Origin of the sequence: Nostoc linckia z4, from assembly GCF_002608075.1 — a bacterium.
Taxonomy (GTDB): domain Bacteria; phylum Cyanobacteriota; class Cyanobacteriia; order Cyanobacteriales; family Nostocaceae; genus Nostoc; species Nostoc linckia.
The window spans coordinates 66044-82012 of the sequence record NZ_LAHA01000014.1 but is presented as its reverse complement, the minus strand read 5'-3'; the positions used below and the strand labels follow the sequence as shown (position 1 = coordinate 82012).

Annotated in this window: 13 protein-coding genes; 5 read left to right on the top strand and 8 right to left on the bottom strand. The window is 38.3% G+C overall.

Annotated elements, in window-relative coordinates; translation table 11 throughout:
- The first annotated feature begins 98 nt into the window (after positions 1–98).
- Complete coding sequence (locus VF06_RS14075) at positions 99–1046, top strand: glycosyltransferase family 2 protein (RefSeq protein WP_099066850.1); 948 nt, start codon at positions 99–101, stop codon at positions 1044–1046.
- Here the strand turns inward: VF06_RS14075 and VF06_RS40730 are convergent.
- Entirely contained in the window at positions 1043–1183 is a 141-nt protein-coding gene (locus tag VF06_RS40730; protein ID WP_180267744.1) for a hypothetical protein, read from the bottom strand. The genes VF06_RS14075 and VF06_RS40730 overlap by 4 nt on opposite strands.
- 115 nt (positions 1184–1298) lie before the next feature.
- Between VF06_RS40730 and VF06_RS14065 the strand changes: the two genes are divergently transcribed.
- Positions 1299–1670, top strand: a complete 372-nt coding sequence (locus VF06_RS14065; protein WP_099066848.1) for a zinc ribbon domain-containing protein — start codon at positions 1299–1301, stop codon at positions 1668–1670.
- 155 nt (positions 1671–1825) lie between these two features.
- On the opposite strand, the gene nblS is transcribed toward VF06_RS14065, so the two are convergent.
- On the bottom strand, positions 1826–3766 hold the full coding sequence (nblS, locus tag VF06_RS14060) for a two-component system sensor histidine kinase NblS (protein WP_099066847.1): 1941 nt from the start codon (positions 3764–3766) through the stop codon (positions 1826–1828).
- 445 nt (positions 3767–4211) lie between these two features.
- Between nblS and VF06_RS14055 the strand changes: the two genes are divergently transcribed.
- The gene (locus tag VF06_RS14055) at positions 4212–4628 is read left to right on the top strand and encodes a hypothetical protein (RefSeq protein WP_099066846.1); all 417 of its coding nucleotides are present in this window, start codon (positions 4212–4214) and stop codon (positions 4626–4628) included.
- A 141-nt stretch (positions 4629–4769) separates the two neighbouring features.
- Here VF06_RS14055 and VF06_RS14050 read toward each other — a convergent pair whose 3' ends face one another.
- The gene (locus VF06_RS14050; protein ID WP_244917994.1) at positions 4770–5096 is read right to left on the bottom strand and encodes a hypothetical protein; all 327 of its coding nucleotides are present in this window, start codon (positions 5094–5096) and stop codon (positions 4770–4772) included.
- A 175-nt stretch (positions 5097–5271) separates the two neighbouring features.
- Between VF06_RS14050 and VF06_RS14045 the strand changes: the two genes are divergently transcribed.
- Positions 5272–5460, top strand: a complete 189-nt coding sequence (locus tag VF06_RS14045; RefSeq protein WP_099066844.1) for a hypothetical protein — start codon at positions 5272–5274, stop codon at positions 5458–5460.
- A 92-nt stretch (positions 5461–5552) separates the two neighbouring features.
- Here VF06_RS14045 and VF06_RS14040 read toward each other — a convergent pair whose 3' ends face one another.
- The 3 genes from VF06_RS14040 to VF06_RS14030 all read right to left on the bottom strand — a co-directional run bounded on the left by VF06_RS14040 (position 5553) and on the right by VF06_RS14030 (position 8490).
- Positions 5553–6155 carry a SprT-like domain-containing protein gene (locus VF06_RS14040; protein ID WP_180267492.1) on the bottom strand — a complete coding sequence of 201 codons (603 nt, stop codon included), beginning with the start codon at positions 6153–6155 and terminating at the stop codon, positions 5553–5555.
- A gap of 285 nt (positions 6156–6440) precedes the next feature.
- Positions 6441–6848 (bottom strand): hypothetical protein, encoded by a 408-nt coding sequence (locus VF06_RS14035; RefSeq protein ID WP_143863095.1) that lies wholly within the window; start codon positions 6846–6848, stop codon positions 6441–6443.
- A 268-nt stretch (positions 6849–7116) separates the two neighbouring features.
- A complete protein-coding gene (locus tag VF06_RS14030) occupies positions 7117–8490 on the bottom strand; it encodes a tyrosine-type recombinase/integrase (RefSeq protein ID WP_099084274.1) in 1374 nt (457 codons plus the stop codon).
- Positions 8491–9378: 888 nt separating this feature from the next.
- Here VF06_RS14030 and VF06_RS14025 point away from each other — a divergent pair.
- The gene (locus VF06_RS14025; RefSeq protein ID WP_099066840.1) at positions 9379–12765 is read left to right on the top strand and encodes an EAL domain-containing protein; all 3387 of its coding nucleotides are present in this window, start codon (positions 9379–9381) and stop codon (positions 12763–12765) included.
- Positions 12766–12911: 146 nt separating this feature from the next.
- On the opposite strand, the gene VF06_RS14020 is transcribed toward VF06_RS14025, so the two are convergent.
- Positions 12912–14060: a histidine decarboxylase gene (locus VF06_RS14020; RefSeq protein WP_099066839.1), complete on the bottom strand. Its 1149-nt coding sequence runs from the start codon at positions 14058–14060 to the stop codon at positions 12912–12914.
- A 486-nt stretch (positions 14061–14546) separates the two neighbouring features.
- The gene (locus VF06_RS14015) at positions 14547–15035 is read right to left on the bottom strand and encodes a sensor histidine kinase (protein ID WP_099066838.1); all 489 of its coding nucleotides are present in this window, start codon (positions 15033–15035) and stop codon (positions 14547–14549) included.
- Between the last annotated feature and the right edge of the window lie 934 nt (positions 15036–15969).

The following is a 15969-nucleotide window of genomic DNA, read 5'->3' as shown; positions in this document are numbered from 1 at the left end:
TGTATACAATGAAACATTGATTCGGAAATAATCGCTCATCAAACAGCGATCGCAATTATTTGCACTATTGACTAAATATAAACAATTTATTATGTAGTATGCCGAAAATTACTGTTTGTATTCCTACTTTTAATCGTATCTGTCTTTTACGTTATGCGATCGCCAGTGTACTTAATCAGTCAGAGCAAGACTTTGAACTAATTGTTTGTGATGACGGTTCCAGTGATGGAACACCTGAATTAATGTCCGAGTACACAGACCCCCGGATTAAATACATTCGTCATTCACAAAATATTGGTAAAAGCAACAATATGCGCTCTGGTTTTGATGCTGCTAGTGGTGAATATTTTATTAAATTTGATGATGATGACCGACTAACGCCTGATTTTCTAGCAACTACAGCAGCTATTCTTGACCAAGACTCTAGTATTGATTTTGTTGGTACAGACCATTGGATAATTGATATTAACAATATCCGAGATGAGCTAAAAACTGAGGAAAATTCTCATCGCTGGGGAAGAAAGGATTTACCCACAGGTATTGTAGATAATTTGCTGAAAGTTGTATTTGTTCGTCAAAGTTTTCAAATTGGAGCAACATTATTTCGCCGTCAAACCTTGCAAGAATTGGGATTTATGTTGCCCAATCTCCAAAATTGTGAAGACAATGATTTATTCGTAAGATTAGCTTTGGCTGGTAAAAAAGCTTATTACTTGTCAGAATTACTGATGGAATATCGTTTACACTCAGAACAACAAGGTATCAATCGAGCTATTCCTTATTTTTTTGATAAAATCCGATATTTAGAAAGTTATCAATTTGCATCGGAAGAATTAGAAAAAGTTCGACAAGAGCGTTTAATGGAAACGCAGTTATTATTAGGCTTGCGTTTAATTGAAACGGGGGAAACGCAAAAAGGCAGAGAACTAGTTTTAGCAGGAAAATCTTTTGCCACTGCTAAAGCTTGGACTGGTTTAGGGTTATCGCTGTTACCAGTTGGGTTACGAAGGAAGGCCTTTGACGCATTGCGACAGATGCGGGGTTAGCTAATACCATTTCTTTGTGAGGCTGCGCCAAATTTTCTTTCTTTCTTTCTTTCTTTCTTTCTTTCTTTCTTTCTTTCTTTCTTTCTTTGTGTCCTTCTCTGACGAGACGCTGCGCGAATGCGCCCTTTGCGGTTCATTCCTCATGTAGTTTGGCGCATCTTCATACAGAATTGGTATAAGTTTGTATTTCCCCATTACCACCGTAAATGGCTAAAATCAAAGTGTTGACTTAACATATTTGTCCTAAAGGTTTTGGCTACTGTATCTTGTCCCCGCTGCCATCAACTGATTGAGAGTCAAGCTATTAGTTGTCCTTATTGCCGGATAACACTCAAAGCTTACGGTCATCCTGGTATTCCCCTCCACCGTGCTACAGGGGATGGGTATCTATGCGACACTTGTACCTATCACGCTGATGATAGTTGCAATTTTCCTCAGCGTCCCTACGCCAAAAATTGTACCCTCTACCAAAATATTGAAGAGACAAAATTAGATTTAGAACAGCAGCATCACTCCAAAAGTTTCGCGGTAACTGTGAAAAATTGGCTAAAACGTAATCAGGCTTTGCTGCTGGTATTAGGTTTATTTTTATTGTGTTTGCTGTTCGTTATATCAACATCTTAAATTTGTGTTTTTTGGGGAGATGAGGGAGAGGGGGTAGACAAGGAGAGAAGTCTGATCGGAGGTTTCCGACCATCAGAACTTCGGAGAGAAAGCTTGCTACCTTGTCCCCCTCGTCTCCCTTGCCCCCTTCCCATGCCCAATGCCCCATACCAAATTCACGCTGTGGTGATTGTGGAGGTTTCAGGTTCAACCGCTGTCAATGATACTTCTTCTTCAAATACAGTTAAGTCGAACCAAAAAGTAGTGCCAACGCCAACTTCACTGACCAAATGGACTTTGCTACGATGTCTGTCAATAATGTTTCTGACAATCGATAAACCTAAACCAGTGCCTTCTAGGGTGTGAACTCGGTTTTCAACGCGAAAGAAGCGTTCAAAAATTGAGTGTTGGTCTTCTGTGGCGATGCCAATTCCTGTATCGGAAATTTCAATTCGCACTGGGGGAGATTGGGTCTGATTAGGCTTGGAATCTAGTTGGTAAGCGCGAATTGCCACTTTACCACCAGCTTTTGTGAATTTTAGGGCATTACCAATTAAATTACCAAATACTTGTACCAGCAAATCATAATTACCAACTACTAAAGGCAAATTAGGCGCAACTTCTTGAATCATTTCAACACATTTATCTTTAGCATTGAGTTGGTAAGTACGCAGTGTTTGTTCGATCGCCTGGGTAATATCCACTCCATCAAAGCTATAATTACGACCAGATTCGAGTTTTGATAAATCTAAAACATCGTTAACTAAACGAGTCAGGCGATCGGTTTCATGGTTCACTGTTTGCAGAAACTCTTGCCGTTCTTTTACCCCTAAATCTTCGCCGTAGTCATGCAAGGTTTCAATATAGGTTTTGATATTGAATAGAGGGGTTCGCAGTTCGTGAGAAACGTTGCTGATAAATTGGCTTTTGGCTTCGTTTAATTCCACCTCGCGGGTGATATCTTGGATGGTAATGGCGATGCCTTTGATACTTTCTCGTTGCTGATTGAGTACTGTAGTCAAGAGAATGCGGATTGTCCGCTTGATTGGTTGATTGAGAAAAATCCGGAATTCGGCGCTTTCACATTCACCTGTGGCCATTTCGTACAAAGGACGGGTGATTTCCATTTGTACTGCTGGCGGTAAATGATGCAGCACATTACGTCCTACCACTTGGGCAGCTTCCCAACCAAAAATTCGCCCTGCTGTGGGATTAACCAAAATCACCTGCATATTATTATCTATCAACACAGCACCGTCAGCGATGGTGGAAACTAAGGTTTCTAGCTTGGCTTTTTCTGCGGTGAGTTCTTCGATGTTTTGTTCTTCATAGCGTTCTAATCGCTCTGCCATTTCATTAAAGCTGAAAATTAACTCCCCTAGTTCACCCCCCAAAGGTAAATCAATGCGCTGCTTAAAATTCCCCGCAGCAATTTGTTTGACTCCCACCAGCAATTCTTTAATCGGCTTGGTAATGGTTAAAGCGTTAATCACTCCTGCCAAAATTACCATTACCCAAATGGTGATAAAAACAGCAATGGTAACATCGCGGGTAAAATTGGTAGAGATGACAGCAGTTTGATTGGGATTAATACCGATCGCCAATACACCCAAGTATTTTTTATCAACGATCAAGGGAATAAAGACATCAGTCACCGTCCCTGATGGGGTCATGTGTTGTCGCACCATCGGCTTTTCGCCATCACCAGGATAATCCTCTGGCAGTTGTATCCGCCGTTCAATGGTGAGGGAGTTTTCTACCTCCGGTTCCCAAAAAGGAATGCCAAAAAAGATTTTCCCAGTTTCATCAGCGTACAGCATATAACGCACACTAGAGGTGCTGCTGTAGAAACGTTGAGAAAATTGGGCAACCTCAGTCAAATTATTATCAGCCACTAGGGGGGCAACGTTGGCAGCAAGCAGCAGTCCCAAATCACGTCCAAAGCGGGTGTCATTCATCCTTGCATCTTGCTGAATGGTGTTCACAGCCCAAAAGGTCAAACCACTCATCACCAAGGAGACTACCATTGTCGCCACAGCCAACAGTTTGGTCTGGAGAGTGAACTCAGACCACCAACTAGCGATCGCATCTCGAATTGTTTTTAACAGAGCTAGCATCTTAAATAAAGTTGTTAGTAGTCCTTGTTATAAAGGTGAGAAAACAATACAAAATCAATACTTTTAGCCTACTATCTACACATTTCTACTAATTTTCTAGTATTTGACCCTTTTTAGTACATTTAAACTACTATTTCAGGGTAATTAACCGTATAGTAAATTTCTAATTTGATTTTGTAAATCAATTGACAGATATTCTACACTCCTTGTTTATCTCTCTTATATTCTCAATTACTTCAAGTATTACTCTAACTAAATCCAATAACTTGTTTAACAACTTTCAGCAACAGGGATAGACACAAATATAATCTCTCTATCACCATACTTGAATTCGTTACATAATCAAATATGGGTATTGCGATCGCCATCTATCAACCTTTTTTATTCACTTTGATTTTGTTACACAATCAAATTAAAGTAATGAAAGCTATACAGAATAAAGGTTATGACTAAATACCTGATTGAACTGGTAGAGCCTACCACTGGGGAGAGGGAACTATTGCAGCTAGATGCTGACTCACTGGATGATGCTACCAAGGAAGCAAAAGTGAGATACCCTACCTGGGACATCCTCAAAGTGAAGCATAGCCACGGCGGGAAGCGTAGCGGTGCTGGTAGAACAGCGAAATGGGGCGTAAAGACTCAGGTTTACCGTTTACCGCCTTCCCTTGGCGAAAATGCAGAGGAAATAGTAGGGGAATTAGAGATGGTACGGCATATCCTTGAAACTTGGGAATCAAGGGTAGATGAGAGTAGGGGAAAGTCAGCAAGCAATCAGCCGAGCGAAAGGTACAAGTATTTGGCTCAACTGCTAGCTGATTTGAAACAGGCTATGCAGGTAACAGGAAAGGAACTGGTGTAACGTACCTTCCATTCCCATTTATCCATCTCTCTCTATCTTCTGGTAGTTATCCAATAACTTGTTGAACAACTAGCAGCAAGTACAAACAAAAAAGCACCCCGTTCAGGAGTGCCGTAAAGTTATGCGGTCGAGAACTGACTATTACCTAGCGATTAGTGACATTATTTCCTCCAGCTTCATTTTCACCATGTACCAGGCTAATAGCCTCTCTTGCTCATACCTATCCGGGTAATTCATCCTTCTCCCCTCCATTGAGATTTTAATCAACCCTGCTTGCTCATCTGTAGGCGTATTCATTTCATCTATCGCTGACTCTATCACCTGGATAGAAGCGAGTGAAGGTAACCTTAATCCGCGCCCCTCTTCCATCTGTTTGATAGCGATAATCGCAAAAGACATCAGAGAAGTGATGTAGCTTCCCTTGAGTGCTGGACTACCAGTAGGGCGAACACCGTATCTACGGCACATATCGCGTAATTCAGGTACAGTCTTTATTTCAAGCTCTGAACGTGTAAACATAGAGTTACCATTCCAAAAAAGTGGTATCGGTGAGTCTGTAAGCCTGAGAAACTTGTAACTCACCGATTTAAAACTCTAATCGATGGCTTCCTATCGATTCAACTTATATTTATATTTCTAAACAATGCCTAACCCCAAGGGAACACCTGAGAATTTGCAACCAGGAAAGAGAAGAGGTGAGGAGCCACTAACCGAGAAAATGAATATACGTATGACTAAATCAATGAAAGAGGAAGTGCAGCAACAGGATGACCCACCTGAGTTTTGCCGTCGTGCTATTCAAGAGGCGCTAGATAAAAATAAACAGAAATAGTAACTAATCACTTAACCATTAATTTGAGTAAATAAAAATACCTCTAGATTTTAATTCTAGAGGATTATTTTTACCAAAAATATTCACAAGCTTTATTCTTGCAATTCCAATGATTTATTACAAATATCACATCTAATAGATAAACCAAACTTACCCCAAACACTCATATTACATTCAGGACAAGAGTATTTAAATTTTTTCCCATTCTTACTTTGATTATTTCCTAATTGTGCTGAGGCATTTCTAGGCTTCAATGAAAGTAACTCTTCCTGACTGTTAATCAAACCTTGTACTACTTGCATAAATTTACTATCAGGATTAATTGATTGTTCATTAGGATAACCAGTATGGATTATTAATCCAATACTTTGCATTTTATTTGCAAATTCTTCATTATGATAATGCTTTGTAGGTTTATTACTTCCATATTGGTGCTGCCATAAATGAACCATCTGATGTACAAGTACTGCTAACCAGCATTCTTTCTCTTCATTTAATAAATTTTCATCAATCAATATTTCATGGTAGCTTTTTTGTCCAGAATCATCCCATTTATCATGTAAAAATGAACCTTCAGTACGAAGCTTATAACTTAATCCTAAAACTAGATTTTTCTCTAATTTATTGTCAAATAGCTCCCTATTAAAATAATTAAAAATTTGATTCAATTGCATTGATTGATGAATAGCTTGCATACACACATACCTAAAAATGTACCTTGGGTTCCATTGTAAGGTACATTCCATTTACCTCAGTAGATTGCTATAATCGTCTAAAATTACACATACCTTACTCTAGGGAGCCTACTACACGGTTCCCTATTTGTTTTTGCGAAAACTCTATGGTTTTTCCTAAGTTCCGTAACGCCCCTTTTGTAGCGTTGAGCTAAAAACATTTTTGTAACGGGTTAACCTGTATCAAAATTGTTTTCTACAAGAGGCTTGACGGGCTTATAGAGCAAGGATTATGAAGGTAGGTAGCTAGATAAAGCACTCACTGAGATTTCGCTTCACCTCACTGTTGCAATAGCCCCTAGCATCACCCCATGTAGCACGTTCAGCTAGTAACAGATTTCGCTTATCTTCACTAATTTCATCACCGAATAATTTATTGCATCTAGTTTCTAGTGGTTCCATTGCACAAGCGTACACTAAGGATTCTGCTTTAATACGCCCTTTTTTCGTTTGATTGACCCAGAACAGCATAGCTACTTGGATGGGGATAGCATCAATTCTGCTACCACCACGCTTACCATTGCCGTTGTTTTCTATGGGTATCATGCAACCCGTATAACCATTACTGGACAAGGCTTTGAGGTCGTTCACCCCATCGTTTATGCAACCCGTATAACCCTCATTCTCTCGTAGTTCACGAAGGAATCTTGACATCACAGACTTATCTACCCCAATCGCTTCAGCCACTTGTGACTGACTGAGGAAGTATTTGTCAAGGTATTTGAAAACATCAAGTTGGATGTTTCCTAGTAGTTGAAAGTTATCTAACAAGTTATCCAATAACTACAGGAAGATGGAGAGATAAGAATACACACAACCAGTCCAAGGAAATGGTACACAAAAAATACCCTCTAGAAATAAGCACTCTAGAGAGTTTATTATTTGTTAGACAAGTTGTTAGATAACTAGAGGACAGAAGGGTTTATATGTCTTTTAGAGTGACATTTCTGTTTGTATCTAAGTAGTGTTCTATGATGACATCTACTGAATTACCACAACTGTCGGCTAGTAGTTTTAAATCAGCACCGTTATTTGCTTGAATGGTAATAAATGTATGCCGTGTTGAGTATGGTTTAAGATATTTGATTTTACCTTGTCCCGCTAGTTCGGATACTGCACCTAAATATCTATGTTTTTTTTCCTTTCTGTATACTTCAATATACAGCCACCCCCCTCGTAAAGTGTGTTCCTTGAATTGTTTACCAGCATTAGTTTTAAAAACTAAATCGTCTGGATTTTTGCTATCGCCATACAATCTTTTGAGTAAATTAATTAGTCTACTCATTCCTTGCATTTTAAAAAGTCTATCAACATCTGTTTTTGTTCCTTTAGTAATTCCCGTTCGTGAATCGTAAGACTCTTTAAAGATTATCCATCCAGTCTCGAATTTAATATCTCTCCACCGCAAAGCGAAGGCTTCCCCGTGTCTGCATCCGGTGAGAAATAAAAACTCAACTATATTAGCCATTTGATTAATCGCTACTCTATTATGATTTCTCATGTAGTTGATAATTAAATCCCGTTCCTCAACTGTATAAGAGCGATAATCTTCGACTTCTGAAAGTTGTTTTGATTTTTTGGGTAAAGAGTAGTGTTTTTTAACTTCCGCGAGATAGTCTTCAGTTAATAATTTTTTGGCTATTGCGCGTTGACACATTTCACTTAACAAACCAAACAAAGTTTTGATAGTTGCTTTATTTTTCTGCTTGGCTAAAAGAGTCTTAATCAATTCTTTAGCAATTTGAGAATCGAAAGTTTTGTCTAAATAAGGTGATAGAAGATTGGTAAAATCAACACAATATTTTTTTCTATAAGTTGTCTCTTCTATCTGCTTTGTATTCAACTTCCATTCTGCAAACTCTTCCCATAGTTCACCTAACTTCGGCAATGGTTTTGCGGTCGGTAACTGGGTAACTGTAGCTAGCATCGGCTTTATATCCAGATACTTAGCAAGGGTAGGGTCAAACAGTCCTAACTTCGGCAATGGTTTTGCGGTCGGTAACTGGGTAACTGTAGCTAGCATCGGCTTTATATCCAGATACTTAGCAAGGGTAGGGTCAAACAGTCCTCCATCTGGATGGTCAATATCAGCCTGTATCCGTCTGGCTATTCCTTCAGCCCACTGTTGATTCTCTGGTGTATCGCTCCTACCCAGCCCTTTATAGAATTGCTTTTTGTCGTAAAATTTACGACTTATACGTGTACTAAACTGCAAGCGTAGAGAACCCTTGTCTACACCTATGTTTACATCAGCTAATTTCTTGGAAGCCTTGCTATCACGTTGCTTTGAGTACATCTAGTATTAATCTAGTAAATTTAGTCAAATAATTTGTTTAACAATCCTAGAATACCAGATTTTGGTTTTTTGTTGCACTTGTTATAAACCCCAACAACTAAAAAATTAACAGTTAATTTGACAAATATGTTAGTAATTGGGTATTGAGCATGGAGCATAGGGCATAGGGAAGAATGAAAAATTATCTCTTTCACCCCGCTCTTGTGTCTGTGCATCTCCCTCATCTCCCCTAATATTACCCTGTACAAAAAGCTTAGTGCATCGCTCTTATGCTAGTGCAAAATCTGTGTACTGCTGCTTGGACAAAGCTTTCTGTTTCCGTAGCTCAGGGTTATTCTCAAATTGAGCCTTACGAGCATCATAAAAATTGCCTAACTTTTGGGCAACATTGGTAGTTATACGCGATTTTTTGTGTTTGATAGTACTAATGACTAAGACGGCGAGTAGCAATTCATTCCATCCCTAGTAGTACGCCAAGGCAACCTGGCTCTTTAGAGGACAAAGGGGAAAGGGAAAAGATTTTTTATCCCTTATATCATGTCCGCATAATTAGTTATAATTCCCACAGCCATTGCACCCCACCCCTTAATCCCCTCCCCGCAGGCTCTGAGGGGAGACAAAGCACAGCTTTGGCTCTTTGGGGTTTTTCGGGTTTAATAAGTAATCAAGCGGACACGATATTACCCTTTTCCCTTTAACCTTTACCCAACCTCCACCTAACATTTTTGGGTTGGCAGACTACTAGTCTTGAGAAAAATACGGGCTATAAGTCTATAAAACTTGGTAATCATTAAGCTAATTTTTTACTAAATCTAGTACTTATACTGAAGCTTTAATAGCTAGATTCAGTTATTGAGTGAAAAGGCCAGTAAATCTAGCTAAGAAACAATGACTAGTAATGATTTTATACAGGCAGAGAAAAATCAGACTTTGCGAATGCGTTTACCGCGTACTCTGAGTTATCTGGAAACCTGGGGTTTTGGGTTAACGGGTCATGTTGGATGGATTGGTACTGCCCCGATTATTCATGCAGCATTAGGGTCTAAAGCTATCTTCATTTGGTTGTTTGGCACTATTGTATCTTTTTTACTTAATTTGCAGGTACAAAGTTTAGGTAGACATTGGTCAGAAGTCGCAGGAGGAACACCAAACTATGCCACAAGGTTATTAAAAAACTTTCCTTATTTAGGTCTTTACGTAGCTTTAGGATACTTTTTTAGTTGGACAGCAGCACCAGCGCTGTATGCAATTATTTTGACAAATTTGATTAAAATCAATTTTCAAACATTAGGTATTGTTTGTCCAGAAACTTTTTTAAAATTTGTATTTACAGCTATTCCCTTTATCGTAGCATTCAGCGGTAGTCGTGCTTTAGCGCTACTGCACTTATTTTTTGCGTTTCCAGCGATTTTATTACTGTTTTTATTTTGCATTCAAGGTGTAGTATGGTTAACCTTTTCAAGTACTAGTTTTAATTTACCGACAGTTAGTATACATAGCTTGAGTTTTCAAGAATGGGCAAAGTGGTTTTTCCTGGCCAGCTATTCAATTTATGCTTGTGAAACTACTTCTTCTTTTGTTGCTGATAGCCACAATCCAGATAAAACTTTGAAGTTTTTAACGGTGGCTGCTTGCTTAATTCCCCCAGTATTTTTAGGCAGTTCTTGGGTTTTAATGTGTTCGGCTCCAAATCAAGCAATAGGCGACGATGTTTTTTTAAATTTGCTAGCAGCTTCTTTACCTTTTTGGGGTAAATACGCTTCTTTTTTAGTAACACTTTTAATTACTGTATCATGCCTTTTAAGTTCTGCTACGGCAGTTTCTAATTCTCCTCGAATATTGTATCAACTTGGTTTAGACGGACAGGTTTCCCAAATATTTACAGTGGTTTCTCGTCAAGGTGTTCTTGGGCCTGCCATTTTAGTTGGTTTTGTGCTGAGTTTACTGTGTTTAAATTTGGGAAATGTATCTCAATTAGTGACGGTGGCGGGTACTTGTTTTTTGTTGTCAATTATGGGACTACATTTAGGATTATGGTTGTGTCGAGGTCAAGCTGAGGTGTTATGGCCTTGGTGTTCGCTTGGTTTTTTCTTTGTAGAAGCGATAGTTCTGATAGTGGGAGGTTTAGCTTGGAATTGGAGAGATTTTGTAGTGGGATTGTTATTACCGATTTTTTTGATGTTAGGAGACGCACTGCTAAGTCGCCTAAATTTTGCGGCCTTATCTGTAAAATTTTGGGCAGACCTTTATGATACAAAGTCTACTAAAAACAGTCCAGACTTTGTTGTATTACAGGTGATTGTCTTAGTATCATTAATTTGCATTACTGCTACAAGCAGTTGGTTTATCCGGGATTTATTAGGCAAAACTACTGGTGATAGTCATAACTCTTTATTAGCGATTTTACTAGTAACGCTTTCCTTTGGAGGAGTGGCGATCGCCTGTTGGACAACTCTACCACAAATTGTTGCTATTGATGAGGCACGCAAACAAGCAAAAAATTTATTTATCACAACTCTCGATACAGTTCCAGATACTGTTTTAGTCTTAGATGAAAACGGGATGATTTGCCAAACAAATGCAGCGGCTGAGGAATTATTTGAATCGAGTATTCAACAATTGCTTGGACAAAATTTAAATCAATTATTAATTTGCTATCACGGCAAACCCGACCAATGGTCTATTAGGAGCGAGCAAACCTTAAAAATTAACCAAGGTCTACGAATTGTTGAATCTACTGTTTCACGATCATTTAATCCCCAACTACGAGAGTATGTTGTGATTGTACGCGATATTACTCAACGTAAACTAGCAGAGGAAGAATTAGTCCAATATCGTTGCCAGCTTGAGCAATTAGTTTTAGAACGCACTGTGGAACTGATTCGAGTTAATCAACAACTCCAACAAGACATTATTAAGCGTCAAGAAGCACAAGAACAATTACTACACAATACCCTTCATGATGGGCTAACTGGATTACCCAATCAACGTTTATTTATCGACCGAGTGCAGCAGTCAATAGAACATAGCAAACAGGATAAAAATTATTTATTTGCTGTACTTTTCTTAGACTTAGACCGCTTTAAAGTAGTGAATGACAGCCTGGGACATCTACTAGGAAATCAACTTTTGATTGCAATTTCCCATCGTCTCAAATCAGTTGTCCGCATAGGAGATATAGTTGCCCGTTTTGGTGGAGATGAATTTACAATCTTAATTGAAAAAATTGATGATGTTAATACAGCCATACAAATAGCTGAACGCATTAAAAAGGTATTATCTTTGCCATTTCAATTGAATGAACATCGGGTATTTACTAATGCTAGTATTGGCATCGCTCTCAGCAAAGCAGATTATCAGCAAGCAGCACAAATAATCCGCGATGCAGATGTGGCAATGTACTCTGCTAAAGCACTTGGTAAAGCACGTTATGAAGTATTTGACCAAAAAATGCACGAGAGTGCATCTTTGCTTTTAGAGTTAGAAACTGCTCTGCGACACGCACTGCTGCTGAAGCAAGATGAATTTCGCCTTTACTATCAGCCAATTGTTTCGCTGATAACTGGCAGAATTATTGGCTTTGAAGCATTGATACGCTGGCATCATCCAGAAAGAGGAATTGTTTCGCCTCAAGATTTTATCCCCTTGGCCGAAGAAACTGGAATGATTGTTAGTATCGGGCAATGGGTACTTTATCAAGCCTGCCAACAAATGCATACATGGCATGAGCAATTTCCTAGTTCATTAAACTTGACAATTAGCGTCAATTTTTCTGGTAAACAGATTACCCAAACTGATATCTTTAAACAAGTTAAACAGACTTTACAGCAAACTGGACTAGAACCATGCAGTTTAAAATTGGAAATTACTGAAAGTTTGTTAATGGATAATTTTGAATTAGCGAATACCGTACTTTCCGAATTAACTGCGCTGAATATCGAGTTACATATGGATGATTTTGGTACTGGTTATTCATCTTTGAATTATCTGCATCGGCTACCAATAAAAACTATTAAAATTGACCGTTCTTTTGTTAATAACATAGGTAGTCGAGGAGAGAATTTAGAAATTGTGCGAGCAATTGTAACCTTAGCTCATAATTTAAATATGTCTGTCACAGCAGAAGGTATAGAAACTGTAGAACAGTTAGCACAACTTCAAGCATTAGAGTGTGATTTTGGACAAGGATATTTCTTCTTACCACCTATGGAAGGTGCAGAAGTCGAAACATTACTTGCTGCTAACTTTTGTTACAAAAACTTTTTAAGTAACTAAACTGTCATTGGTAATTGGGAGTGTTGGCTGGTGACTGTTGACTGTTGACTGAGATTAAAAATTAAGAATTATTCTCCCTATCTCCCCATCTCCCCATCTCCCCATACCCCATGCCCCATACCCCATGCCCCATGCCCCATCATAATTTAGCTTACTGTCTGTAGCTGTAAATCTTTTACTTGCTCAAACAATCTTTGTTCTAATACAAGTTCATCAATAAAAGTATCGATTTTCTCTCTATCGATGTTTTGCATGACTACAATGTGTACCCAATTTTCAAAACTTGCTAACTGCCATTTTTTAATTAACCTTTGAGAAGGTTTTTTAAACACGACTGTAGTGGAAAACTTATTGAGCATACATGGATATTCTCTCAATTGAAGCTGTTGAAAAAGATATTGAGCATTCCGAATACAAGTCTTTGCTTCTCTGGCTAAGCCGTTATAACCTCTGCTTTGCAGCGCATACCACAGAATTAAAGGAGCGTGGCCGTTTCTAGAACCGAGAATAGTTGTGTCTTTGGAACCAATATATTCAATCATTGTTTCCACTCTTTCTACCCATTTCTTCTTAGTTAAAACCACGCCACAAGGCAATGGAGAACCCATGAATTTAGCAGAAATAGCCACGCTATCTATGGTTTTTTGAAAGTTAATTTGGGGAGCGCCATCTAAAAAGGGTAATATTAATCCTGAAAGTGCAGCATCACAATGAATGTAATAATTTTTAATTTGATAACGCTCTAAAATTTCTAGAACTTTGTCTAGATCATCGATGGCACCCTTAACAGTAGTACCAATATTTAAATTTATTATTGCTGGATACTCACGATTTTGACTAATTAGTTCTGCAAAATGGTCATAATCCATTTCACCATTAATCTGAGAATCTACAACTTGATATTTGATGCGAAATAACCTAGCTGCTTTGGGAATTGAGTAATGAGAATCTTGTGATGAATAAAGAATTCCATTGGGATAAATTTCTCTTGCTAAAAACATTCCATATAAATTTCCTTCTGTTCCCCCGGCGGTAACATAACCCCAAAATTTATGTTCGGGAATCTTATATAATTGGGCAAAAAAAGATAATACCTCTTGCTCAAATTGACGAGAATGGAGACCAAAATCTGGTTCTACATAAGGATCTCCAGCATTATTGAGCATGTAATTAAATGATTTAACTATCTCACTGTAATCGCAAGTTAAATTATATGGATAACCTGCATGAAAGTGCGATCGCTTTTCTATTGTTTGGAAAAAATTTCCTAACTCTTCAGTAACTCTGTCTGACATACTCTGTGTTTCTTTAGTTCTGATTCAAGGGAAGTTTTAGTCTAAATTCTTGATATAACCCTATTTCTTTACTATTTTTTTATCTTAGAAAGTATGAAATTTTTTATGAAAAATAAAATCAGTGCAAATACGGAAAAATATTTTGCATTCTATTTGAATATTTCCAAGTATCACTACTGGAAAATATTTAAATATGGAATTTAGTAACCTGCTATTAATAGGTAAATATCTAAGAATACTGTAAGTATTAAAACGGAATTGATATCAAATCCGGATAATCACTTATTAAAATGTCTGTGGATCTTTGCACCAAAGCTTGTTCGCTAAAAGGAAATACGGATAATTACTGATAGTAGCGAATAGCGAAGAGGGTTGAAAGTCTCTTGGTGTCAAGGTTTTACCCTCAGCTTATGTCCTCAACTATGCTTGATTATGAAAATTTTTTAGTTGCGAAATTTTCTGAGTCTCACCGCCTCGCCATATCCCTCATTCCCCCATCTTTTTCCAAGGAAGCTTGATTGTGAATCTACTACCTTTGCCTAATTGACTTTCAGCATGGACACTACCGCCGTGGGACTCGACAATTTTTTGCACAGTTAGTAATCCTGAACCTGTGTTTCCAGAACGACGAGTGTATGAACTTTCATCAGAGTCTAAAGGTTGAAATAATTGGAACAAGTCATCCGAAGGAATACCAATACCAGTATCTACGATGCTGAAAAAGATATGTTGGTTTGTGGGGTGTGGTTGAATTTCAATCCAAACTTTGCCTCCCTCTGGAGTATACTTAACGGCGTTGCTTAACAAATTGATAAATGCTTCTCGAATGCGTTCTTCATCAACTTGGATGAGTGGGAGTTCTTCGGGTACTTGTATGCTTAACTGGATATTTTTTTGCAATGCTAGAGGTTTAATAAAGTTGAAACAAGAGTCGCATAGTTCTTGAATTGAAGTCGAAGCAAGTTGTAGTTCCATTTTGTTAGATTCAATATTAGTTAAGTCGAGGATATGGTTGATTAATTCCAAGAGGTTCTTAGCGCTTTCTTAGAGATTATTTAGAAACTGGCACTGTTGTTCGCTCAAAAAGTCGTATACTTCATTTTGCGGTGCTTTGGCGATGGTCAGCATGGAGTTGAAAGGGACAATCCCATATCTCAAGACAAGGCTTGTAAGAGAACTCCAAAAAATAAATTATTCCACTTAAAGTCGTTGACTGTTGACTGTTAACTGTCAACCGTCAACGGTCAACAGTCAACAATCTTCTATGGAATATTTTTTTACTTGGAAGTCCCTAATACCAACGCTTGATGTTTAGCACTAGTAGTTCGCCAAGTAAACTTGGCGGGGTAAAGGGGAAAGGGGAAAGGTTTTAAATCCCTTACCCTTTACCCCTTTCCCCAGCCCTCACAAGCGCATTTTTGGATTGGCAGACCACTAGGTATCTCGACACAAACCTTTTAAATTATTTCATATATATTTCGGGAGCGTGCCGTAGACAGGACAGGGGATCGTACAATTTGGAACAAGGGTTTTTTCTTGCTGTGGGCTGTCAATTCTCCCCTTTCCCTTGTCCTCTTCTGCTCAAGTGCCAATATATCACTTCTGGCAGAAGAACAAAAAGTTATGAAGTTTCAAGAAAAAAGCTTGACATTTCGAGTTTAGAAGTCGGTCATCGCAGTTCAAAGGTAAAACAACAGATTTGGGGTAACTCATTAACAGGAGTAAGAAAAAACAGGCTTATCTGACCCCTACTCTCTACTCCCTATTTTCAAGCCAGATTCGATACACGTTTAACTTCAGTTCTGCTGTGTACCAGAAATTAGAGAAAAACTGTAGCAATTTGTTTCTGATGAAGATTTATGAGTTGTAGCTTCTATTATCAAAGAAATCTAACTGTAGACAGATGAAA